Source organism: Pseudomonas kilonensis (assembly GCF_001269885.1).
GTDB classification, from domain to species: domain Bacteria; phylum Pseudomonadota; class Gammaproteobacteria; order Pseudomonadales; family Pseudomonadaceae; genus Aquipseudomonas; species Aquipseudomonas kilonensis.
This window is the reverse complement of the sequence record NZ_LHVH01000017.1, coordinates 348,775-371,590: the sequence shown is the minus strand read 5'-3', so window position 1 is coordinate 371,590 and position 22,816 is coordinate 348,775. Positions and strand designations below refer to the sequence as shown.

Here is a 22,816-nt window from a genome sequence, read left to right as displayed (position 1 = left end):
CTTTCACTCCACCCCTGGCGCGTTGGAAAACAGCGGCAAGCACACCGTCGCACAGGTGCCACGGCCCAGCCGCGAGCGCAGTTGCAATTCTCCCTGATGGGCACGGGCCACAGCCTTGACCACGGTCAGGCCCAGGCCGGTGCCAGTGGTCTTGGTGGTGAAAAATGGCTCGCCCAGACGTGCCAGCACGGCCGGTTCGATACCGCTGCCGCTGTCACTGACACACAGGCGCAAGGTGTTGTCGCGTGTATATAAGTGCACTTTCAGCCGGACGTCGCCGCCGCTGGCCTGGATCGCGTTTTCGATGAGGTTCAACACCGCGCCCACCAAGGTGTCGCGATTACACAACACTTCGCCGACATGGCTGTCGCACTGCCAGCGGATCGGCAAATCCTGTACATGGGTCAGCGCCGCTGCCTGCAACGATTGCAATAAAACCTTGGGGGTCACACGGTCGGTCAACGGCAGCTCGCCGCGAGCGAATACCAGCATGTCGCGCACCTGGTGCTCCAGCTCATGCAGGCGCTCTTTCAAGCGTCCGGCGAAGCGTTGCTGGGTTTCCATCGGCAATTGCTGTTCAGTCAAATGACTGGCATAGAGCAGCGCGGCAGAAAGCGGCGTGCGAATCTGATGAGCCAGCGACGCTACCATCCGCCCCAGGGAAGACAGGCGCTCATGGCGAGCCAGCTGGTCTTGCAGGTGCCGGGTTTCAGTCAAATCATTGAGCAGCACCAACTGCCCCGGCTCGGCATCCAGCGAGCGCGTCGAGATGGACAGGCGCCGACCGTCCTTGAGGGACACTTCATGACCGTCGTCTTCACGGGGCGCAAAGCAGCGGGCAATGACATGCCGCCATAGCTCGCCTTCCAACGGCAGGCCGAGCAACTCGCAAGCCGCGGGGTTGGCTTCGCGCACACGGCCGTGGGCGTCGATGACGATAACGCCACCGGGCAACAGGTCGAGGAGATTTTGCAGACGATTAGCCAGGCGTTCCTTTTCCGCCAGCTCCTGCATGCGCTGGGCGCTGACCACGGCCAGCTCCCCCTTGAGCTCGGTGACCCGGGCTTCGAGCAGGCTGTAGGAATCAGTCAGTTGGCTGGACATCTGGTTGAACAGCGAAAATGCCTGCTCAAGTCCAAGCCGGCTTGCCTGCTCGACGGACGGCATGTGTCCCGGCTCGGGGACAGGAGACATCTGGGCGGCTTGGGTCATCGTGCTCTCTCGCTTGGCTGACCGTCAGTTAAACGGAACGTTGCGAGGGCTATAGCAATACCCGTGCCGAAAAAAAACCGCCTGAAAATCAGGCGGTTGGAAAACAGGCGTCAATCATCCGCCTGTTCATCTCCTTCGCGACGGCTCATGCCGTACTTGCGCATCTTCTCCACCAGGGTGGTGCGACGGATGCGCAGGCGTTCTGCGGCGCGGGCCACGATGCCGTTGGCATCGTCCAGTGCCTGCTGGATCAGCCCTTGTTCCAGGCCTCCCAGGTAATCCTTGAGATCCAGGCCTTCGGGTGGCAACAAGGCATTGGCGGTGAAATCTGGCGTGTGGCCGTTGATTGCCACCCGCTCTTCCAGATCACTGCGCAGGCTGTCGACCATTTGCTCGTCTTCGTCGTCGACGTAGCGGAATTTCTTCGGCAACTCATTCACGCCGATCACCCCGTACGGGTGCATGATCGCCATGCGCTCCACCAGGTTGGCCAGCTCACGGACGTTGCCCGGCCAGCCATGGCGGCACAGGGACATGATCGCCGCCGAGTTGAAGCGGATCGAACCGCGCTTTTCGTGCTCCATGCGCGAGATCAGCTCGTTCATCAGCAACGGGATGTCTTCGACGCGCTCACGCAGTGGCGCCATTTCGATTGGGAAAACGTTGAGGCGGTAGTAGAGGTCTTCGCGGAAACTGCCAACCTCGATCATGCTCTCGAGGTTCTTGTGCGTGGCGGCGATGATTCGCACATCGACGCTCTGGGTCTTGTTGCTGCCCACACGCTCAAAGGTGCGCTCCTGCAGGACCCGCAACAGCTTGACCTGCATCGGCAACGGCATGTCGCCGATTTCGTCGAGAAACAGCGTACCGCCATTGGCCAATTCGAAACGCCCGGCGCGGCTGGTGATCGCACCAGTAAAGGCGCCCTTCTCATGGCCAAACAGCTCGCTCTCCAGCAACTCGGCCGGAATCGCGCCACAGTTGACTGGCACGAACGGCGCTTCGCGGCGCTTGGAGTGGTAATGCAGATTGCGCGCAACCACTTCCTTGCCCGTGCCCGACTCGCCCAGGATCAGCACGCTGGCGTCGGTATCGGCCACCTGCTGCATCATCTGGCGCACGTGCTGGATCGCCCGGCTGGTGCCGACAAGGCTGCGGAAAAGGTTGGGTTCGCGATGCCTGCCGCGCTCACGGGCCTGGTCGTACATCTCGCGATAAACCTGCGCGCGATGCAGCGAATCAAGCAGCTTGCTGTAGCTGGGCGGCATTTCGAGCGTGGAAAGTACTCGGCGACGCTGGTCTTCAGGCAGGTCAAGGGAAGAATTTTCGCCCATTAACAAAACCGGAAGGAACTCATCCCAGGTTGAGAGTGTCTTTAGCAAGCCCAAAAGCGTTGCGGGGGCATTCACGGTCCCGATAAGGACACAGATGACCTCGCGACTGGACGACAAAGAGCCGACGGCCTGCTGCCAGTCATGGCTTCCGCAGGGTAAATTTTCTTCACCAAGAAAATTTAAGATCACCGCCAGGTCGCGGCGGCGGACGCTATCGTCATCGATCAGGAGAATTTTGGTTTCACGCCACATGCAATAGCAACTTCCCTAGTCAACCCAATGCCCGAAATTAGGGGGCAAGCTAGACGCTTGCAGACTTGTCATGCCTGTAGACGCCTTCAATCTGTAAACAGCTACTAGTAAAGTCAAAAAACCGTGCACAGTCAAATTTATGGCGCAACAGGCTCGGATTAACTGAGCATTAACCGAACAGATGGTAAACCTTTGCCGCGTTCTGTGCTTGATGGATCTGTTGCATCTCGTCGACGATCGCCTGACGCTCTCCCGTCGCAGCCTCCAGCAATTGCCGATAGACCCCTAGCAATTCCTCAAGATTGATCCGCAACGCCGCCTCATCCACCTGGGACTCGCTCAGGACGTCTTCCATGCAGGAACGGCAAGCCAGGTCCAACTGACCGATGGCTTCCCAGTTACGCTCGGCCAAGGCATCAACCAAGGCATCACGGGTGTGTTCGATTCGCTGCAGGACAAGACTCATGAGAGCACTCCTTAGAATTGCGGACCCGGTACAGCGATGGCATCCCAACCTTCCTTGACCGTGCCAAGCAGATCGGCGACTTCATCGAGGATCTTCGGATCGGTCTTGGCGTTGGCCTCGGCCAGGCGTTTCATCATGTAGGTGTAGAGGTTATCCAGCTCGGTTACCGACTCGGCCTGGTTTTCCAGGTCCAAGCCTTCACGCAAACCGCCGATAATGCCGATTGCCTTACTGATCAGTACGCCTTTGTTGGCGATATCCTTGCGCTCCATCGCCCCCTTGGCCTGGGCAATGCGATCCAGCCCACCCTCCATCAGCATCTGCACCAGGCGATGGGGACTTGCTTCGGAGGTTTGCGCCTGGGCGCCAATCTTCTGGTATTGGCGAAGGGCTAACATCGGATTCATGTTCTACCTCATCAAAAAACTTCGGTTCGTATAAACAGCGTATCGACGCTGCGTCAAAAAACTTTAGGTCGAAAAGCCGAAAGCCCGGAACGTTGTCAAAACGTTGCCGGGCTTTTTGCATCGGTCGAAAATCAGCTGTTTTTCTGCTGTGCCGTCATCGCTTCGAACATGGAGGTGATGTTGCTGGCGGTGGCTTTCAGCCTGCCGACCAGGGTGTCCATGTCGTTGTACTTTTTGGTCAGTACAGCGGTGAGGGTTTCGATGCGGCGATCAAGAGCCTGCTGATCTTCGAACAGCTTCGTCTTGATGATGTCGAGGTTCTTGGAGCGAGTAGTCAGGATGGCCTCTGAGCCCCCGATACCACCCGCACCCGTTTTGCCTTCAGTGTACGGCTTGATGGCCTTATCCATGCGCTCAAGCAGGCCATTCTCACCTACGAACAGTGTTTGGATCTCCCCACCCAACTGCTTGTCATTCAACGCAGTGGTGAATTTCCCACTGTCGAAATCCAGAGCTCCGGTCGTCTGATTGGTAGTGATTCCCAACTGGGAAAGAACCGTCAGCTTGTCACCTGCGCCGGCCTCAGACAAAGGTGCGCGAATGGCCGCCAAAAGCGAGCGAGGCAACGAGTCACCGGTCAAGGCCGCTGGAACCGAGTTACCCTCAGCATCTGTGGTCGGTTTGGTCAGGGACGTCACGGCCTTCGCAACAGCGTTATAAGCATCGACGAACTTCTGGATCGAAGCTTTCAGGCCGTCGGCGTTGGTAGCGACGGTAACGATTGTCGGGCCAGTGTCCTCGACGAGTAACGTCATGCTCAAGCCCGAGACCACGTTATCCAGCTTGTTGGTCGGGCTGCTCATCTCCAGACCGTCAACTGTGAACTTGGCGTCCTGGGCAAGCCCCAGAGACCCTGAAGAATTCGCGGTAGGTGGCGAGACCATTGGAACGGAGCCGTCAGCCGCAAGGCTGGCAATACCGCTGAGGGAGATATCATTACCCGCACCGGTTTTAGTCGAGCCGACCACCAGGCGTGAACCAAAGCTGTCGGTCACGATGTTGGCAGTCAGACCGCTGGACGAGTACTTGCTGTTGATGGCGTCCCGAACCGACTGCAGCGTCGAATCAGCTGGAATATCAAGGGCGTAATTCGTACCCCCCTGACTGATAGTCAGCGTACCGGTCGCCACCGCACTGCTAGCCCCACCGGCAAAAGCAGCCGTCGCTACTTTTGAAGAGGTGGCCAGTTGCGTGACGTTTACCGTGTAGGTACCGCTTACCGCCGAGTTGCCCGCCGTCACCGTCAATGCACTGGTATTGGCCGAAGTGGCGGCAACGCCGGTAAATTGAGGGGTGGTCGTGCTGCCCAAGGCCTTCAACGTAGACTGGAAGGTAGCCAACAGGGACTTCAGGGTGCCAATCCCGGAAATATTGGAGGTATTGATCTTGGTGGCACGGTCAATCTGACCTTGCTTGGCTGCTTTGTCAGAATCCACCAATGCCTTGACGATAGCACCGGTATCAAGGCCAGAGCCTAGACCCAAGCCAGGTAGAATTGGACTTGCCATATGGGACTCCCTTCAGTGTGCCGCCGGCCTTTTGACCTTTACAACCGTTCAAAAGAACCAAAGAACAAAATTCGTGCCAGCTGTCAGGCTTGCGCGCTGAACAACAGGCTGCTTGCATCATTCAAACTGTTCGCCAGTTTAAGCACTTCTTCATTAGGGATCTGGCGAATCACTTCACCGGAACCACTGGCAATCACTTTGACAACTACTTTGCCTGAAGGCTCATCGATTGAGAACTCCAGGTTACGCTTGACCGACTGAACGAAGGTTTCAATTTCCTGAACCGCCCTCTTCAGTTTCTCTTGCTCGGCGACAGCGTCTTTCGGCTCATCCTTGACCGGTACCACGGTGGCAGCATCGGTTCGAGGCTTTTCCACTGGTTTGTCGGCAAATGTCGTCGCCGGCTTCGCAGCTGGATAAGACAAGTTCAGCTTCACGCTCATATCCATGTCCATCACCTCTTGAACGGAAAAAGCGAGAGAGTACGCAAGCGCACTCCCCCGCTAAAACTCATCCGGCTATTACTGAAGCAGCTTCAGTACAGCGGATGGCAGTTGGTTGGCCTGGGCCAGAACCGAAGTGGAAGCCTGTTGCAGAGTCTGCTGCTTGGTCAGCTGGGCAGTTTCAGCAGCGAAGTCGGTGTCTTGTACGCGACCCAGTGCAGCAGCGGCGTTTTCGTTGATGTTCTGCAGGTTGGAGATGGTGCTGGTCAGACGGTTCTGGGCAGCACCGAGGTCCGCACGGCTGGCGTTGATGGTCGCCAGAGCAGCGTCGATCGCGTCGATTGCAGCTGCAGTGTTGGTTTCAGCCTCAGCACTGTCTGCAGCACTGATCGCGATGGCAGCAGAGTCAACGCTCAGGGTCGCAGCGTCGAAGCTGTCGCTCAGGGTCAGAGTGATCTGGTTGGTAGCACCGGTGTTGGAGCCGACCTGGAAGGTCATGGTGCCAGCGGAACCGTCGATCAGGTTCTTGCCGTTCAGGTTGGTCGAATCAGCGATACGGGTCAGTTCGTCCGACATCTGAGCAAATTCTTTGTTCAGAGCATCACGGTCAGCAGTGCCGTTGTTGTCGTTTCGAGCCTGGACAGCCAGTTCACGCATACGCTGCAGGATGTTAGTGGATTCCTGCAGAGCGCCTTCAGCGGTCTGAGCGATGGAGATACCATCGTTGGCGTTCTTGATCGCAACAGTCTGACCGCGGATTTGCGAGGTCATACGGGTAGAGATCTGCAGGCCGGCGGCGTCGTCTTTGGCGCTGTTGATTTTCAGGCCGGAAGACAGACGGGTCATCGAAGTGGACAGAGCATCGGAAGCCTTGTTCAGGTTCTTCTGAACGTTCAACGATGTGACGTTAGTGTTTACTGTTAAAGCCATGACGAATTCCTCGTTGGTTGGGTACTGCGGCTTCCGGCCCTGGCAACCGCCGGGTGTGGCCTAGAGAACCTTCGTAATAGTTATCGTCGTAATCGGAACTTGCTTTAGCGGTTTTTTCAAAAATTTTGCCATCAGGGTGCCACCCCTCATAAATCAAGGGCTTGGCAGCGATCGACAGGTGAAAAAATGACGCCAGGGAAATGCCGGGGGCGCGATTCGCTTGGGCAGCGGCGCCAGCTCATCAAGAAAAGGAATTACACCGCCTGACCAGCGGTCAACAGTTCAGCCCATTCGTATTCAAGATAGTCCGCCAGCGAAAGCCAGTTCTGAGCCTGCTGATCGTTGAACATCAGCCCCAGCAGCCCGTTCCACGATGACTGGACGTCGCTCGGCATAAGCGCGACCAACGGCTGAGCCGCCTCGACCAATGCAACCATCGCCAGCCCCGCCTCGACATCCCGCCCCAGGCGAAACAGCCGTGCGCACTCACGCGCATCATCGATTACCCCTTGAAACCCGGTCATTGCACGTACTCCGGATGGAAATCAGCGCCGACGATCCGCGCCCCGTCCCGACTGCTGTTATAGAAACGCACTTGGGGATGCCCGGCGATAAATCGCTCCAGCTCACACAGATAACTACGGAAGTTGAGCTGAGTCTTGACCCGCTGCCCATGACCATCGAGCACCCAGTGTTTTGCCACGCCCAGTTGTGGCCCCAGATCACCGTCGCCCCAGCCGGCATGGGTTTTGTCATGGGGAAAAGCAAAGTCGGCGCCGAAGAGGGTGATTTGCGCCGCGCCCATTTTCACCGCCAGGTCCACCGCCGGATGAATCACGCTCCCGCCCACGTACAGTTCGCCTCGGCGCAGTAGCTGTCGCATCTGGTGATAGATGGGGCTGGCGGAATAACCGACATAACGTGGCCCCTGCCAGGCTTCAATCACTGAGGGGTCAGCCATTGGCAAGTAAACCAGTGCAATATCGCCGGTGTCTTCAGGGGGGAGATGGCGCGCCGAGATGCGTTGATCAATGCTGACCACGACATCCGGTCGAATACCGTGGTTGATCAACGGTCGGTAGGCCGTATCGACGCAAATCAACAGCGGCCGCTCGGCCTGGTCATTCAGCTCGCGCAATTTTTCGAAGTGCTGCTCAAGGCTGGGTCCGGTGGCAATGACAAACGCCTCCCGTCCATTGAAGGAGCCAAACAGCTCGGTGACGTCGTGATCCGTTTGCACGAGATTGAAAGTGGCTTGCAGGCGCTCGATGATCTCCGGCGCCTTGGGGTCGAATTCCCGGTTACTGAAGGCCAGATGGATTTCACTGATCAATCGGTCGCGAATCTTTGCATTGAAATCATCGGCCAGCACCAACTCGGCGGGCAATGCGAAAAACGGCAGCTGGATTTCCGCCAGATCGCCTGCATAGAGCAATTCGACCCGCGAGTCGGCAAGCCATGGCGATTGATCCAGCAACTGCAGCACCAGGGCAAACACTGAGCCATTGAGGATATGCACGTACAGGCGTTCAACCCCTGCCCGCTCCAGCATATGGTTTTGCAGGTCCCCCAATCCGGTGCCATAAACATGCACAACGGCGGCGTCCGGCGGTAGGCTGGCGGCTTGCAGGTCAGCCTCGGCGAGACGGTCATGGCGGCTGGTCAACTGAATGCCATTGATGCTCAAGGTCGATCCAAGTCCCTCGACCAGATCTGCCTGCAACGCACCAGCATCCTCCAGCAGCAGGCGTTCAGCCAGGGCAGGCCAGCGTTGCTCGATCACCTGGAGATTGCGCTGAAAAAACTCGCTCATGGCGCCTCGCTTTTCGATCAGGCAAAAAAATAGCGTTCAAGGTTACACCTTGGACGCTATTTTTGTGCCCGGGTTTTAGTGGCTCACGGGCGATAGATGATCGCCGAGCCCCAGGACAGGCCTACGCCGAAACCACTCAAGGCCACGCGTTTCCAATCGGAATCGAGCACATGCTTTTCCAGCAATAACGGAATGCTCGACGACACGGTGTTCCCGGTCTCGACCATATCCTTGATGAACTTCTCCGGCTCGCCCTCGAAACGCCGCGCCACGGCATCGACAATCGCCGCACTGCCCTGGTGAATGCAAAACGCATCAATGTCGCTGGCTTGCAGATCGGAATCGGCGAGCAACTCATGCAGATGGGCTGGCACCTTGAGCAGGGCGAAGTTGAACACTTGGCGGCCGTTCATGAAGAACACGCCGTCGCTGACCTTCAGGTGCGGCGCGCCGGAACCGTCGGTGCCGAACTTGGCCTTGCCCAGTTGCCACGGCGCATCTTCACCCATCCAGGTGGCGGTGGCGGCGTCGCCAAACAGCATCGTGGTGTTGCGGTCTTCCGGGTCGACGATTTTCGAATACGGATCAGCCGTCACCAACAGGCCATTCTTCAGGCCAGCGGCCTCCATGAAGCCCTTGATGGCGTAGATGCCATAGACATAACCCGAACACCCCAGGGAGATGTCGAACGCCGCCACGGTGGTCGGCAAGCCGAGTTTGTCCTGGACGATAGCCGCCGTGTGCGGCAAGCCTTCTTCATCGCCGTTCTGGGTGACAACGATCAGCACGTCGATGGATTCGCGTTTCAGGCCGGGGTTGTTGGCAAACAGCGCATTGACCGCTTCGACACACAGGTCCGAGGTTTCCTGCCCGTCATCCTTGCGTGGCAAGAAGGCCGAACCGATCTTGCCCAGGATGAACTCTTCATCCTTTTCAAACTTCGCACCTTGTGCGTAATTGTCCACGCCGGCTACAGGAACGTAGCTCGCAATGCTTTTTATGCCAATCATTACGGCTTCCCAATCAAAAACAGCCCAATACCACCGCTCGCAAGGAATCGAGGGGCGCCGACAAACGGGAAGTGTAAAGGGCTATCACTGGGCCTGATAAGGGCCAGGCGCCATCTTCCCGGTCAATACAATACAGTGAAGATGCGCGTTATGACTCGCAGGTCACGCTATTTTGCCGATAAAGCCTTTTTTGAAAAGGCCATATCGGCAACAGCAGGAGCAAGCAAGTCTATGGAAGCAACCGCGCCCAGACCACCGCCGAGGCCTCGCCCAGCGCAAAGCCAGTGCCGTTCAGGGCCAGGTTGGGGTTACGAGCAGCGTCGTGTTCGAAGCGCGCCTGCCATTTATCGCGCAAGGCGCCTGCCGTCTGGGGCGCGTCGGCGAATGTGCCGGGATGCAGCATTTGGGCCTGAGGCGTCCAGACCGTGAGATAACCCGCGTCGGCGATTTTCAGGCATAGGTCGACATCGGCAAAGGTCTCGCCGAAATGATCCTCGTCCAGGCCGCCAACGGCTTCGAACAAATCCTTGCGGATCATCAGGCAAACGCCGGACACCGCCGAGTAGTTCTGCTCCACTTGGTGGCCGTTGAGGTAGCCCTTGGCGTCCTTGCGTTCGCCCACAAATACCGAGTTCACCTGGCCGTCGGGAGCGAGCACCAGGCCAGCCTGGGTCGTGATACCGCGTATCTCCATTTGTTTGCTGCCGACGATCCCCACTTCAGGCCGCTGGGCCTGATTGAGCAGACTGTCGAGCCAGTTGGAATTGACCACCTGCACCTGGGACGACAGTAGGACCAGGTACTCCCCTTTGGCCTGGGCACTCGCCCAGTTGTTCAGGGCCGAGGCACTGAGGCGTCGGTCGCTGCGCAGGATGCGGATCCGATCGCCCTTCCCTTCCAGACTGTCTAGCCACTGGGCCAACGCTTCGGACTGGCTATGATTGTCCGCGATCAGAATTTCATGGCGATGATAGCGCGTGCGCTGCAACACGCTGACCAGAGCCTGCTGGACTTGTTCAAAGTTGTCCCGACTTTCGAGAATGATCGATACCAAGGGCCGCTCGGCGTGCTGGTAATCGATCTGGTACGTCAGCGGCTGTGCCGAGGTGACTTGGGCACGATATCCTCGGACAGCCAGGTGACGTGTCAGGACCTGACGCTCCTGAGGATTCTCTTCCTCTGCCGGAGCATTGCAGATCAACAACGGCTCGGCCAGGTGTGCCAGGCCGCCCAACCCTGCGTCTTCAATCAGGCGCAACAACAGATCCAGCTCCAGGGCCTGAGTGTATTCAGCGGTAAAGCCGCGAGCCTGGGCCAGTACATCACGGCGAATCAGCCAGTGACGCGCCATCAACGAGGGCACCGATTGCAGCAGATCGAGGTTGACGCCCGGACGGAACACGTCGGTGAGGCTGCCGTCAGCCTTGCGCTGGATTTCATCCATGGCCACGGCGCGCACACCTTCGGCACCGATCAACTCTAGGCTGGCGCGCAGCAGGCCGTTTTGGGTGAACTGATCACCGGCCTCGACCAGCACCATCCAGTCGGCGGTGGACTGTTCAATGACCTGGTTGATGCGCTCGACATAATTAGTCGTGCTGACTTTGACGAAGTGCACGGTGTCATGTACCGAGGTGGTCGCTGGTAAGGCGCCGGTGGTGAATACCACCACATTGAACGCCTTGCAGTGACCGTGGACCAGGCTGTCGAAGGTGGCCTGCAGCTTGAACATGTCAGCGTCCAGATCCAGCAAGAGGATGCCGAATCGCGGTCCACCTTGATGTTCAGCCAGGTGAGCCGCGATGGACTTGAGCTGCTGTGCATCTGGATTACGTGCCTCAAGCCAGTTCAACAGACGACCGGAGTGCATGTTTTCCAGCAACCGGCGATCCTGCTGACCCGGTAGCGCGTCCAGTCGCTCGGCCCAGGCTTGCAACTTCACCGCCTCCTCAGGCTCATCGCTGCTCTTCAACGATTCGGCCAAGCGCTTGACCACGGTACGGTTGAACGCATACAGGCCTTGGGCCTCCCATAAACGACTGCGCACCGTGCGCTCGTTGTCATTAGGGTGCACGCGCATCAGTTCATGCTGGCGCAGCAAAATACCTTCCAACTGCTGAAGCTGCAGGCGACCGGCCGGCATGGCGTGCAACAGGAATTCAAACTCGGTCAGGAGATCGAATACACGCTGGTTGTAAAAAGGCATCTCGACAAATTGTTGCGGGCCAAACGAACGAACCGGCTCGCCACCCGCCTCCAACCAGGCCGAACGAATGATCTGAGTGCCTTTGAGTGAGCGCCCCTGCAGCAGGCAGTCAGCCATGGCCGCGAAGCTATCCAGGGCAATCTGTTTGACCCGCCCCGGAGCCTGCTCGCACAGCGGTGTTGGAAGGGACGCCAGGAACTCGGCGAATTGCTCACGCTCGGCAACGCTTTTTGCGTCCTTGTAGCTGAGCACAGTCAACACGTTGGTGTTGTGTTCCGAACCGCCGTAGTTGAGTTCACGAACGGCGAATGGAATCGGCAGGATCCGCGCCTTGGCGCAGGCCAGCAGATAAAAGGTGTGGCCGATCTCCTGCCATTCGAAACTGGTGCCCGGCGGCAACAGGCCATACCACTGTTGCAGCAGATCAGTGCGGGTCACGGCATAAAATGGCGGCAGGAACTGATCCATGAAGCGGATGACCCGGTCTTCGGCCAGCTCGCTGTTGTAATCCTCATGCACCTTGCGATCGCGACGGAAGTAATTCACTTCAGTCGCGCAGGACAGATACATGATCCCGTAGCCATGGCACAGGCCATAGTCGGGGTTGGCCTCGAGAAACTCCACCGATTCGGTCAACGCATCGTGCAGCAGGAAATCGTCATCGGCGGCAAACACCATGTACGGCGTCGTGACCTGATTGACGCCGTACACCAGTTTGTCCTGCAGCCCCTTGTAGGTGAACTGAGGCAAGTGTCGATAATCGACCGAGGGAAAATCCCGGGCGATTTGCTCATCGCGCTCAACCGACGAATCAAGCACCAGTACCGAACACGGATAGCTGCTGTAGTAATGCAATGTACGCCGCAGGAATGCGCTGCGGTTGTGGGAGATCACCACCACGGTGAACCGCTCGTTCAGCGGTGCCACGTTGTTTTGAATATTGTTTCGAACCTGCATATTTCCTGTCCCCACAACCTGCCAGACGCCAATGACTTGAAACGGATGGATTAACGAACCCGACGCAGATAACCGTCTGGAGCAACGGTGATCAGCAGCTTGTTCTGCAATTGCTGGTCAATTTCAAAATCAGCGTTTTCCTCAAGGTATTTCCATACGGCGGTTTTCGGGTTATCGCCAGGGCCCCATGGGCGATCCGGGAAAAAGTCCGCTGGCATGTCTTCGACCACGGTGTCCATCACCACGCAATAGCTGCCCACCGAGACCAGCGGCGCGTACAGGCGCAGCTCTTCGAGCACATGATCATGGGTATGGTTGGAATCGAGCACCAGGATGACTTGCTTGCCTTTGGCCGCTGCATGGACCTGCTCGGCGATGGCCGGATCGATGCTCGAACCCTCGATCATCGAGATGCGTTTGCTCATCGGGTGGCTCTCGATGGCTTCACGGTTATGAGGGCGGATATCCAGGTCGATGCCCAGCACTTCGCCATGGCCCTGCAGCTCCAGCAACGAGGCGTAATAAATGATCGAACCGCCGTGAGCGATGCCGCACTCGATGATCAGGTCAGGCTTGATCTGCCAGATCAACTCCTGCATCGCCATCATGTCCTGTGGCAGTTGGATGATTGGCCGGCCCATCCATGAAAAATGGTAGCTGTACTTGTGGCGGGCCGATTCGTTGAAAAACTCCTTGGCCAAGCCGACGAGTTTCTGGTCTTGGCCTTGACCGGCGATTTCGGTCTGGCATTGGGCTTCGAAAGCTTTATGGATAGTGTTGTCGGTCATTTTCGAATCTCGCGGTTATTGGAACGAAGCGCTGTCAACGGCGTGGTAGACGTAGCGCCCACCGGTCATCCGCTTGATCTCTTCGAGGTAATTGGAATTCATTACAAATACGTGCGCCCCTTCAGGCAGAGCCTGCGTCGCCTCCTCCGGCGAGGAAACCCGCGCACCACTCAACGGCAGATACCGCCCCTGCTTGGCCGGGTTGATATCCACCACGCAGTCCACAGCAACCCCGGCTCGTTGCAGGAACAGCGAATAGATCACGCCCTTGGAGGATGCCCCCCAGATCGCCGAACCCTGCTGCGGCGCAGCCTGGATAATCTGCACCGCACGCCCGAGACTGGCGGTGAATTCAGCGGGCAATTGCAAGGCTGGAACGGGCTGTTCCGGCTTCAGACGCAACGTGGTCAGATCGGCAACGATGTATAGGTACTGACCGCCGAACAGGTGTCCGGCCTCATGTACCGTGTCGAACATCCGACGCAGGTCATCGAGGCGGAAATAGTTGACGTGCTCGTAGAACAGGTCGAACCAGGCACGATGGTCCAGGATCCAGTCCAGACACGGCACTTCGATGTAAATCTGCCCGCCCTGGTTGGCCGCTGCGATTTCAGCAAGAAAAGCCACCGGGTCCTGGATATGCTCAAGCACGTGACGTAGCACCACCGCGTCAGCTGATAGGCCCAAATCGCGAGTGAACGGCGCCTTGATCACGTCAGCGTTGTCGCCTTCATAGGCCGGGTCGATTCCAGTGATGGCATAGCCCCGTTCTTTGAGCAGCTCCAGGAAATAGCCTTTGCCACAACCGACCTCGATCAGTTCCTGGCCGCTGAAATGTCGAGCAATGATGCCCTCCACATCAGCCAGGTGCCGCTGGAACTGCCCAGAGTGGGCCTGTTCGTTCTGATAATCACTGTCATAGCAGAGCTTGTCCGCATCGAATGCCTGATTGAAGACCAAACCGCTCACTTCGTCCTGGACCAGGACCATATCAGCACACGCGGAGGTTCTGGCCGACTGTTCATCGGCGAAGGTACGGTTCTGCAGAACCGGAAGGCCGGTGGCCCGGTACAACTCACGCGTCATGTTCGGCTCCCAGCAAGGTGTGCAAGCGTTCGGCCACGCCCCAGAACGCCATGGGCTCGTGAGTCGGGTATGGGTAATGGCCCAGGTTCAGGCGAATGGCCGCGCCACGCTCGCGCAGCCGTGTTTCCACCAGCGAGCGAACCGACACTGGTACGCCACTTGAGCAATTGACGACACCATTGAACTCGCGCCGCAACACCAGCCCCGCCAGATAAGCAGTCGCTGTTTCGATTGCCAGGTAATCGCGCAGTTGCTCGCCCCCGGACATGTCGAAGACCGGGGCTTGGGCATCGATGGCCCGGTCCAGCGCCGCAAGCAGGCTGTTGGGGTTCTGACCGACACCGTGCAGGTAGAACAAACGTGCCCACTGCAAGGTAAACGGGTGCTCGCATTGCAGCTGCTCAAGAAACAGGCGCAAGGTATTTTTTGCCAAGCCGTAAGGGTTGGCCGGCTGCGGCGCAGTCTGCTCATCGAGCGGTCCACTCTGCAGGCCGTATTCGAAACAAGTACCGGTGACCAGCACCTGCCCAACCCCCGCCACGACAGCCTGTTTGATGAACTGATAATCGGCCAGCAAGTTATGTTCGAAATGAAACAGTGCCTGGTAATTCGGCAGCCCCGGCCACGCGAGATGCACCAAGGCATCGACTCCCTCGACCAAGGCAGCGACGTCCAGTTTTTCTGCGTGGACATCGGTCGCGACGAATTCAACCCGGTCGAACCAGGGCAATGCGCTGGCCGGCTCCACCCGGCGTGCAACGGCCCGGACCTGACAACCGCGCGCGAGCAAGGCCGTGACCAGATGACGGCCGACAAACCCGGTGGCGCCGGTCACTAAAACCTTCATAGCAGCGTCAACTCAGGCACTGCGATGACGAATTGCCCGCCCCATTGGCGAACCTCTGCCAACTGCTGGCTGACTTCGCTCAGCAAGTTCCAGGGCAGGACGAGAACGTAGTCGGGTTGCTCTGTCGCGATATGCTCGGGCGACACGATAGGAATCCGGCTGCCCGGCAAATATTTACCCTGTTTGTGCGGATTGGCATCGGCCACCCACGCCAACAAGTCAGGCTTGACCCCGGCGTAGTTGAGCAACGTGTTGCCCTTGGCGGCCGCGCCATAACCGACCACACGCTTGCCATCGGCCTTGGCCTGCAACAAAAAGCGCAACAGACCATGTTTGATCGCCTCGGCGGCCGGCGCCAGGGTGGTGTAGTACGCGGCGGTTTTCACGCCGGCATCCAGTTCGGCCTGCAACTGCTGTTGCACCGAAGCCTGGATCGGGCGACGAACGCCGTCGGCACGCTGGGCGAAAACTCGCAACGAACCGCCATGAGTCGACAGTTGGCTGACATCGAATACTTCCAGCCCATTGCGCTCACACAGGGTTTGCACGGACGTCAGCGACAAGTAGGAAAAATGTTCGTGGTACAGCGTGTCGAACTGCTGGCCGGCCATCAATGTGAGCAGTTGCGGAAACTCGAAAGTAGCGACGCCGGTTGGCTTGAGCAGCATCGCAAAACCGGCGAGGAAATCATTGATGTCCGGCACGTGGGCCAATACGTTGTTGGCCGCCATCAAATCCGCTGCCCAGCCTTCGCTATTCAGCTGCGTGGCCGTTTCGCGACCAAAGAACAACTCACGGATCTCCAGGCCTTTGGCACGGGCGGCCTCGGCGGTGCTGCGCGTCGGCTCGACGCCCAGGCAGGGAATACCGCGCTTGGCCACGTACTGCAAGAGGTAGCCATCGTTGGCGGCAATTTCCACCACGCGACTGTCAGCACTCAGTTCGAAGCGCTCGGCCATCTCGGCAACATAGCGCTCGGCGTGGGCCAGCCAAGTGCTGGAAAAAGAGCTGAAATAGGCGTACTCGGCGTCGAACAGTGTGTCCGCGCGGGTGTAATCCTCGGTCTGCACCAACCAGCATTGCTGGCACACCGCGACTTTGAGCGGCACCCACTGCTCGGCCTGATCCAATTGGTCGGCCCGCACATAGGCGTTGGACGGCGGTGAAGTACCGAGATCGATCAGTGGCAAAGCCAGGGCAGTCCCGCAACCTCGGCAGTTCATAGACGCACTCCAGCGAAACGCTCGTCGAGCAAGGGATGGTTGCTGTCCCGACTCGACAGATTATTGACAGGCAGCGGCCAGGAAATCGCCAGCCGCGGATCAGTCACCGACAGCCCGCCCTCATGCTCCGGGGCGTAGTCGGCGCTATGCAAGTAAAGCAGTTCGGCATCGTCGGTGAGTGTCTGGAAGCCATGGGCGAACCCGGCCGGGATCAACAGGCTGCGACCATCGCCAGCCTTCAGGTGCTCGGCATGCCAATGCAGGAAAGTCTCGGAATCGGGACGTAAATCCACGGCCACATCCCAGACTTCGCCCCGTAGACAGGTAATCAGTTTGGCTTCCGGTTGCGCCGCGTTCTGATAATGCAACCCACGCACGCTACCGCGCTCATGGGTGCAGGAATGATTGATCTGACGGATATGGAACGGCTGGCCGAATGCGCTCAAGCTACCTTCGCAGAACAGCCGGGCGAAATGCCCGCGCTGGTCTTCGAAGCGTTTGTGCTGGACGCTGAACAGATCGGCCAGCGGCAATGCCTTCAAGGAAAACTCGCTCACAACGCGCCTCGGTACAGGTTCAGTTGGCCGAGGGTGACTTGCCGCATGTCGTCGCCGTTCTGCCATGCCAAGTGCCAATCCAGGGTCTGGGCCAGGCACTGTTGCAACGACCAGCGCGGCTGCCAACCGAGCAGCTGCCGGGCACGGCTACTGTCCAGGCGCAACAGGCCGGCCTCGTGCAAATCGCTTGGCTCGATGCGCAGGCCCGGCGCTTGCGGCCAGCGCTCGGCCAACAGCTGGACGACTTCGCCGACGCTGCACATGTCGGCTTCACTTGGACCGAAGTTCCAGGCACCGGCGAATTCAGGGCCTTGTCGATACAGACACTCAGCCAATTGCAGGTAACCGGCCAATGGTTCCAGGGCGTGCTGCCATGGACGAACGGCTTGTGGATAACGCAGTGTCACCGGCTCGTCTGCAGACCAGGCTTTAAGCACGTCGGGAATCAGGCGCTCGGGAGCGAAATCACCGCCCCCCAGCACGTTGCCGGCCCGCGCCGTGGCCAGGGCCAGGCCGTGCTCGGCATAGCGCTCAGCCGAAAAGAATGAGGCGGCATAAGACTGCGCCAGCAATTCGCAGCAGGCCTTGCTGCTGCTATAGGGGTCGTGACCGCCCAAGGCCTCGTTTTCGCGGTAGGGCCACAACCATTCCTGGTTGGCGTAGACCTTGTCGGTGGTGACCAGTACACACGCCTTGACACCACCTACCTGGCGAACCGCTTCCAGCAGGTTAAGAGTCCCCATGACGTTGCTGGAATACGTGCCCAATGGGTCGCGATAACCTTCGCGCACCAACGGCTGCGCCGCGAGGTGCAGGACAATCTCCGGCTGCACGTCGGCCAGCAGCTCCAACAAGGCGCCGAGGTCGCGCAAGTCACCGCGCCGGTCATCGATGCCCTCGCCCACGCGGGCCAGCTCGAACAGGTTTGGCTGGGTGGCCGGGTCAAGGGAAAAGCCACTGACCTTGGCCCCCAGGCTTTGCAACCACAGCGTCAGCCAACTGCCCTTGAAGCCGGTATGGCCGGTGACCAGTACGCGCTTGCCACGCCAGAATTCCGGATTCAAGACCATTGTTTCCATGGGGCCTCGCCGCTTTGCCACAGGGCTTCGAGGTGGTTTTTATCCCGCAAGGTGTCCATTGGATGCCAGAAACCATCGTGCTGGAACGCCTGGAGCTGCTGCTCGGCCGCCAACGCCGCCAGCGGCTCGGCCTCCCAGGACGTTTGGTCATCGGTGATAAAAGGCAAGACTTTTGGCGAGAGCACAAAGAAGCCCCCATTTATCCAGCCACCGTCACCTCGAGGTTTTTCGGTGAAACCCAGAACGCTATCGCCGTCGCGCTCCAACGCACCGTAACGCCCGGGGGGCTGGACTGCCGTCACGGTGGCAAGCTTGCCGTGAGACAAATGAAAATCTACGAGCGCGCCAATATTGAGGTCCGACACGCCATCACCATAGGTGAAGCAGAACGCCTCTTCATTTTCCAGATAACGCGCCGCCCGACGCAGACGCCCACCGGTCATGGTGTCTTCGCCGGTGTCGATCAGAGTCACGCGCCACGGCTCGCTGTAGTTCTGGTGAACGTCCATGCGGTTGTTGCACATATCGAAGGTGACGTCAGAGGTGTGCAGGAAGTAGTTGGCGAAAAAATCCTTGATGGCATAGCCCTTGTAGCCCAGGCAGATCACGAAGTCGTGGATTCCATGGGCGGAATACTGCTTCATGATGTGCCAAAGAATTGGCTTGCCGCCGATCTCGATCATCGGTTTGGGCTTGAGGTGCGACTCCTCGCTGATCCGCGTGCCGAGACCACCTGCCAAGATAACTGCCTTCATCGTCTCCCCTCTTGTTCATCACCGGGCTCGGCCAAGCGTTGTTTCGCTTTGCTGGCGCGGGGATTACACCTTCAATGCCGATCCGGGCGCTGCGATGGGCCGCGAGCGCTCGTTTTATGGCGATATGAGGGGGACTTGCAGGAAACGCGCCAGCTCAGAAGGCAGCGTTTCGGGGGTATAGAAGTCAGAAAGGAAACTGAGCACTGTTTTTGTGGCGAGGGGATTTACCCTCCCACATATCAATCCGGCAACCACCCCCATAACCAATGTTGCAGGTTCTTGCCGCTGAGCATGTAGTCGCGCAACACCGCTTCGCGCAGTTCATCGCCCATGCGGTAACTGGCGTCGGGGTCGGCCAGGTGCATGCGGATCGCTGCGATCCATTCCTCTGTGCTGTTGCTGCGTACTTTGGTACATGGCAGGAAGCCGTCGTAGGCCTTGGTGTCGGTGCAGATCACCGGGTAGCCACAGGCGCCGTATTCCAGCAAACGCAGGTTGCTCTTGCAGTCGTTGAAGATGTGGAACTCCAGGGGAGCCAGCGCCAAGTCGAGGTTCAGGCTGGCCAGTTTGAACGGATAGTGGGTCAAAGCGACTGAGCCATGGAACTCATGGATATAGGGCCGCAATACATCCGGGCACATACCGAAGAACACCCACTCCACTTCATTGGCCAGCTCGCGAACCACGTCCGCAATAATCTCCAGATCGCCGCTGTGACTGGTCCCTCCTCCCCAACCCACCCGAGGCTTGGAGGACGTGCCGCGCCGGCTGGTCAGCTTCGCCCACGGCTCGGGCGGCAACATGTTGGGTACGATGCGGATTTCATTGTGCATACTGGACAACGCATCAGCGAGCGAAGGTGTCGTCACCACCACGCGATCACACAACCCGATTCCTTCGCGCAGCATCTGTTCGATATTGGCCGGCTTGTTGCGCGCATGAGTGTTTTTTTTGGGCGCCTTAACAACGTAATCGTCAAGTTCGAAGATCCGCAAGGCACCGGAGTATTTCTTCATTCTAAGAATATCGCCGGCGGCCCCTTCGCTGTAGCGCCCCTGCAATACAATCGTATCCGGCGACAAGCGCTCGATCTCAACGGTCGAAGGCGACTCGTAGGCGACCCGGGCGATTACCCGTCCGGCGGCTTCCAACTCGGCCAACGGGGCCGTGACACGATAATGGCCAACCGCGGTGGCGTTGACGGGCAAGCCAAGTACCAAGGGCAGCGCCCGGGTGCAAAACGGGTTCCAATTATTGCGCAGCGACGGTTCCAGACTGAAACTGGACGCCCCCAGGCTCAACGCAGGACTGTAGGCCGGATCCCGGGCGATCTGCGGCAGCCATTTGCGATAAAAGACTTCGCGCTCGCGCTCCACCAACGGGGGTTCATCAGATTGGGCAGCGGTCGATTGTAGGTCGACTTTCATGACCGTGGCGTAAGGCGTCCAGACCACCAGATAGCCGTTTTTGCCTGCGCGCAGGCACAAGTCGACATCGCTGAGGCCGAAGGTGAAGGAGGCATCGTCCAGGCAGCCGAGTTCATCGAACACCTGCCTGCGGATCATCAGGCAGTCACTGCTGACCGAACTCCAGTTCTGCGTTGTATGCAAACGCTGCATGTAACCACGAGAGGCCGCCGCCTCACCATAGAACGGCGTGCCCACCGGCCCCGCCAGGCCTAGTATCTGCCCGCCGCCAACAATCGTACCCTGGGGGTTGAGTATCCTGGAACCCACCACGGCGACCTCAGGACGCAGAGCATGATTGATCATCTCGTCCAGCCAGTCATTTTCGCAAGCAACCAGGTGCGGACTGAGCAATAGCAGGTACTCGCCCCGAGCCTGGGCAGCGGCGAAATTACGCACCGCGGCATCATTGTCCTCGCCGACATGACGCAGCACCCGCAACATGCTCGCGCCCAGCTGCGACATGTTCTCCAGCCAGTCGAGCATCGCCGGATCCCGGACGCCGCTGTCCACGATCAGGATTTCATAATGGGTGTAGGCCGTGCGTTCGATCAGGCTCTCGATGCAACGCTGCAAAGCTGCAAGCGAATCACCGGTACGCACGATGATCGATACCAGCGGGCGTTCGCCGTGTCGATAATTGACGCGGTTGATCAACGGCAACGTGTCCGGAACGATATTATGATCGATGCCGATACGGTCCAGGTGCGCGCCAACCAAGCGGGCATTCCCATCGATGACCTCGGACAGCGACAACCATTGGGCGAAGCTCAGGACAGACTCGACCTGAATTTCCGCGATGTGCTCGATGGTCTGAGGGCCGGCCTCTTCCACCAGCCGCCAGAGCAGATCGTGGGGCGCCAGTTCACCGTGATCCGACTCGAAGCCGCCGAGAGTCATGAATCGTTCACGCTCGAAAGCCAGGGTCCGACCGACATAAGGGTAGGCGCGCATCAAGTCCAGGTTGAAGTCCGGCTTGAACACCGGTTCGAAGGACTCGCCGCCCACCAACGCCCCTTCATCACTGTAGACGCAAAGAATGCCCTGCCTCCCGGCAACGCGCTCGGCCAGGATCAGCAACGCCGAATCGCGCAAGACGTCGCCCGCTCGCAACAGGTAGAACCAGTGCGCGCCTTCCAACTGCGCAACGATGGCATTGAGCTGACTCGGCCAGTCGGACTGATAAGGCAGTTGCAGTACTCGCTCGTCCACTTCGCAATGAGCATCGCAAAGCACCACTGCGGCCTGGGCTGGATACAACTGATCCTTGATGCTACGTAACGTCGCCGCAACAGCCGGCGCATCGCCGAGAGCGTCGATGATCACAGTTACGATGTTTGGCCGAAACGGCCAGCTATCGATGCGCGCAGGCATGACGCGCTGTTCAACCTCGGTGAACCGGCGGACGGCCAGCCACTCACGGTAAAAGTCGGCATAGCTCTCACTTTGTGCCCCTACCCGGCCGTTCACGACGGTATTGCGGTTGCCCAGCACGCGGGTCACGCAGAGTTCCTGCCAGGCATGAGGCTGGTCAGTGACTTTGTCCAGATCAACGCAGCGCACCCAACCCGAGGCTGGAGCCGCTTCACCGCTGCGCGCAACAAGCATCTGCGCCAGCCATTCCCACTCTGATTTGGCAGCCTTGAGCATTTCCGGGGTCTTGCTCAAACGCTCCGGGTAGAGACGCTCGATACTCAACACGGTATTCAAGGCAATCAGGTTGCCGCGCCGCATCAAGCAGACAAACAAAGCAAAATCGAGCACCGCAACAAAACCGGCACCGTCCTGAATCAGGGTCGGCAACAATTCCAGCACATCGGCTCGACGCATCAGGGTCGAACTGAAATTGCCAATGAAGTTGGTTGGCGTGCTCTCGAAAATCGCCAGCATGTCGTCGCCCTTGAGCAAGGCGTCATTCGGCGAGAAGCGGCAGTTATCCACCCGAGGTGGCAAGATGAAGTTGCCTGCGTCGCACAACAGCCGAAGCGCAAACACCACACTCACGTCAGCATGATCCATCAACGCCTGGGCCTGCATCGCAATGCTCGGTGCGAATAGACGGTCGTCATCGCACAGCACCTTGATGAACTCACCGCTGGCCTCTTCGACACACCGCAACAGGTTGCCCTGAAGCCCCAGTCGCTGCGGGTTTCGCAAATAGCGAATCGGATGGGACGGTTCAGTGAAAGAGTCGACGATCTGGCGAATATCATCACCAGGCGAATCATCGCAAACGATGATCTCGATGTGTTCGTAAGTCTGGGCCAGGGCACTGAGCAGCGCCTGGTCGAAGAACCGAGGGTTGTAGGCGGGGATAACGATACTGACGAGCGGAAGTGACTTCACGGTTAAAACTCTCGAGCGGCGGGCTCCGGCCTTTTCAGGTCGGAGCCCCGGAACCGCTTAAAAAAAAGACG

General features: G+C 58.6%; 19 protein-coding genes. All 19 read right to left on the bottom strand.

Annotation, left to right across the window (positions count from 1 at the left end; genetic code table 11):
* Positions 1-3 precede the first annotated feature (3 nt).
* The gene (locus AD662_RS08255) at positions 4-1,212 is read right to left on the bottom strand and encodes a sensor histidine kinase (RefSeq protein WP_024617496.1); all 1,209 of its coding nucleotides are present in this window, start codon (positions 1,210-1,212) and stop codon (positions 4-6) included.
* 110 nt (positions 1,213-1,322) lie between these two features.
* Complete coding sequence (locus AD662_RS08250; RefSeq protein ID WP_003199076.1) at positions 1,323-2,798, bottom strand: sigma-54 dependent transcriptional regulator; 1,476 nt, start codon at positions 2,796-2,798, stop codon at positions 1,323-1,325.
* A 169-nt stretch (positions 2,799-2,967) separates the two neighbouring features.
* Positions 2,968-3,264, bottom strand: coding sequence for a flagellar protein FliT (fliT, locus tag AD662_RS08245; protein ID WP_053186549.1), 297 nt, complete (start codon positions 3,262-3,264; stop codon positions 2,968-2,970).
* Positions 3,265-3,275: 11 nt separating this feature from the next.
* On the bottom strand, positions 3,276-3,671 hold the full coding sequence (gene fliS, locus AD662_RS08240) for a flagellar export chaperone FliS (protein ID WP_014337156.1): 396 nt from the start codon (positions 3,669-3,671) through the stop codon (positions 3,276-3,278).
* A gap of 131 nt (positions 3,672-3,802) precedes the next feature.
* Entirely contained in the window at positions 3,803-5,239 is a 1,437-nt protein-coding gene (fliD, locus tag AD662_RS08235; protein WP_018611798.1) for a flagellar filament capping protein FliD, read from the bottom strand.
* An 83-nt stretch (positions 5,240-5,322) separates the two neighbouring features.
* The gene (locus tag AD662_RS08230; RefSeq protein WP_053186546.1) at positions 5,323-5,688 is read right to left on the bottom strand and encodes a flagellar protein FlaG; all 366 of its coding nucleotides are present in this window, start codon (positions 5,686-5,688) and stop codon (positions 5,323-5,325) included.
* A 72-nt stretch (positions 5,689-5,760) separates the two neighbouring features.
* Entirely contained in the window at positions 5,761-6,612 is an 852-nt protein-coding gene (locus AD662_RS08225) for a flagellin domain-containing protein (protein ID WP_024617493.1), read from the bottom strand.
* Between the two features lie 254 nt (positions 6,613-6,866).
* Positions 6,867-7,136, bottom strand: a complete 270-nt coding sequence (locus tag AD662_RS08220; RefSeq protein ID WP_018611804.1) for a hypothetical protein — start codon at positions 7,134-7,136, stop codon at positions 6,867-6,869.
* Positions 7,133-8,425, bottom strand: a complete 1,293-nt coding sequence (locus tag AD662_RS08215; RefSeq protein ID WP_053186543.1) for a motility associated factor glycosyltransferase family protein — start codon at positions 8,423-8,425, stop codon at positions 7,133-7,135. The genes AD662_RS08220 and AD662_RS08215 overlap by 4 nt, the downstream gene beginning before the upstream one ends.
* An 83-nt stretch (positions 8,426-8,508) precedes the next feature.
* Positions 8,509-9,435: a ketoacyl-ACP synthase III gene (locus tag AD662_RS08210; protein WP_018611808.1), complete on the bottom strand. Its 927-nt coding sequence runs from the start codon at positions 9,433-9,435 to the stop codon at positions 8,509-8,511.
* Between the two features lie 229 nt (positions 9,436-9,664).
* Positions 9,665-12,598, bottom strand: coding sequence for a TIGR00180 family glycosyltransferase (locus AD662_RS08205; protein ID WP_053186540.1), 2,934 nt, complete (start codon positions 12,596-12,598; stop codon positions 9,665-9,667).
* Positions 12,599-12,648: 50 nt separating this feature from the next.
* Entirely contained in the window at positions 12,649-13,386 is a 738-nt protein-coding gene (locus tag AD662_RS08200; protein WP_053186537.1) for a cephalosporin hydroxylase family protein, read from the bottom strand.
* A gap of 15 nt (positions 13,387-13,401) precedes the next feature.
* Entirely contained in the window at positions 13,402-14,472 is a 1,071-nt protein-coding gene (locus AD662_RS08195; RefSeq protein ID WP_053186535.1) for a class I SAM-dependent methyltransferase, read from the bottom strand.
* Positions 14,462-15,319: an NAD-dependent epimerase/dehydratase family protein gene (locus AD662_RS08190; protein ID WP_053186532.1), complete on the bottom strand. Its 858-nt coding sequence runs from the start codon at positions 15,317-15,319 to the stop codon at positions 14,462-14,464. Before AD662_RS08190 ends, AD662_RS08195 begins: the two co-directional genes overlap by 11 nt.
* Positions 15,316-16,542 (bottom strand): class I SAM-dependent methyltransferase, encoded by a 1,227-nt coding sequence (locus AD662_RS08185; protein WP_053186529.1) that lies wholly within the window; start codon positions 16,540-16,542, stop codon positions 15,316-15,318. Before AD662_RS08185 ends, AD662_RS08190 begins: the two co-directional genes overlap by 4 nt.
* Complete coding sequence (locus AD662_RS08180; RefSeq protein WP_053186525.1) at positions 16,539-17,099, bottom strand: dTDP-4-dehydrorhamnose 3,5-epimerase family protein; 561 nt, start codon at positions 17,097-17,099, stop codon at positions 16,539-16,541. Before AD662_RS08180 ends, AD662_RS08185 begins: the two co-directional genes overlap by 4 nt.
* On the bottom strand, positions 17,096-18,169 hold the full coding sequence (rfbG, locus tag AD662_RS08175; RefSeq protein ID WP_018611831.1) for a CDP-glucose 4,6-dehydratase: 1,074 nt from the start codon (positions 18,167-18,169) through the stop codon (positions 17,096-17,098). The genes AD662_RS08180 and rfbG overlap by 4 nt, the downstream gene beginning before the upstream one ends.
* A complete protein-coding gene (rfbF, locus tag AD662_RS08170; RefSeq protein ID WP_024617483.1) occupies positions 18,160-18,933 on the bottom strand; it encodes a glucose-1-phosphate cytidylyltransferase in 774 nt (257 codons plus the stop codon). The genes rfbG and rfbF overlap by 10 nt, the downstream gene beginning before the upstream one ends.
* Positions 18,934-19,172: 239 nt before the next feature.
* Positions 19,173-22,745 (bottom strand): glycosyltransferase, encoded by a 3,573-nt coding sequence (locus tag AD662_RS08165; protein ID WP_053186522.1) that lies wholly within the window; start codon positions 22,743-22,745, stop codon positions 19,173-19,175.
* Positions 22,746-22,816 lie beyond the last annotated feature (71 nt).

Excerpts from the sequence above, each read along its gene's own strand:
- AD662_RS08255 (WP_024617496.1), bottom strand. The coding sequence starts at position 1,212 with ATGACCCAAGCCGCCCAGATGTCTCCTGTCCCCGAGCCGGGACACATG.
- AD662_RS08250 (WP_003199076.1), bottom strand. The coding sequence starts at position 2,798 with ATGTGGCGTGAAACCAAAATTCTCCTGATCGATGACGATAGCGTCCGC.
- fliT (WP_053186549.1), bottom strand. The coding sequence starts at position 3,264 with ATGAGTCTTGTCCTGCAGCGAATCGAACACACCCGTGATGCCTTGGTT.
- fliS (WP_014337156.1), bottom strand. The coding sequence starts at position 3,671 with ATGAATCCGATGTTAGCCCTTCGCCAATACCAGAAGATTGGCGCCCAG.
- fliD (WP_018611798.1), bottom strand. The coding sequence starts at position 5,239 with ATGGCAAGTCCAATTCTACCTGGCTTGGGTCTAGGCTCTGGCCTTGAT.
- AD662_RS08230 (WP_053186546.1), bottom strand. The coding sequence starts at position 5,688 with ATGGATATGAGCGTGAAGCTGAACTTGTCTTATCCAGCTGCGAAGCCG.
- AD662_RS08225 (WP_024617493.1), bottom strand. The coding sequence starts at position 6,612 with ATGGCTTTAACAGTAAACACTAACGTCACATCGTTGAACGTTCAGAAG.
- AD662_RS08220 (WP_018611804.1), bottom strand. The coding sequence starts at position 7,136 with ATGACCGGGTTTCAAGGGGTAATCGATGATGCGCGTGAGTGCGCACGG.
- AD662_RS08215 (WP_053186543.1), bottom strand. The coding sequence starts at position 8,425 with ATGAGCGAGTTTTTTCAGCGCAATCTCCAGGTGATCGAGCAACGCTGG.
- AD662_RS08210 (WP_018611808.1), bottom strand. The coding sequence starts at position 9,435 with ATGATTGGCATAAAAAGCATTGCGAGCTACGTTCCTGTAGCCGGCGTG.
- AD662_RS08205 (WP_053186540.1), bottom strand. The coding sequence starts at position 12,598 with ATGCAGGTTCGAAACAATATTCAAAACAACGTGGCACCGCTGAACGAG.
- AD662_RS08200 (WP_053186537.1), bottom strand. The coding sequence starts at position 13,386 with ATGACCGACAACACTATCCATAAAGCTTTCGAAGCCCAATGCCAGACC.
- AD662_RS08195 (WP_053186535.1), bottom strand. The coding sequence starts at position 14,472 with ATGACGCGTGAGTTGTACCGGGCCACCGGCCTTCCGGTTCTGCAGAAC.
- AD662_RS08190 (WP_053186532.1), bottom strand. The coding sequence starts at position 15,319 with ATGAAGGTTTTAGTGACCGGCGCCACCGGGTTTGTCGGCCGTCATCTG.
- AD662_RS08185 (WP_053186529.1), bottom strand. The coding sequence starts at position 16,542 with ATGAACTGCCGAGGTTGCGGGACTGCCCTGGCTTTGCCACTGATCGAT.
- rfbG (WP_018611831.1), bottom strand. The coding sequence starts at position 18,169 with ATGGTCTTGAATCCGGAATTCTGGCGTGGCAAGCGCGTACTGGTCACC.
- rfbF (WP_024617483.1), bottom strand. The coding sequence starts at position 18,933 with ATGAAGGCAGTTATCTTGGCAGGTGGTCTCGGCACGCGGATCAGCGAG.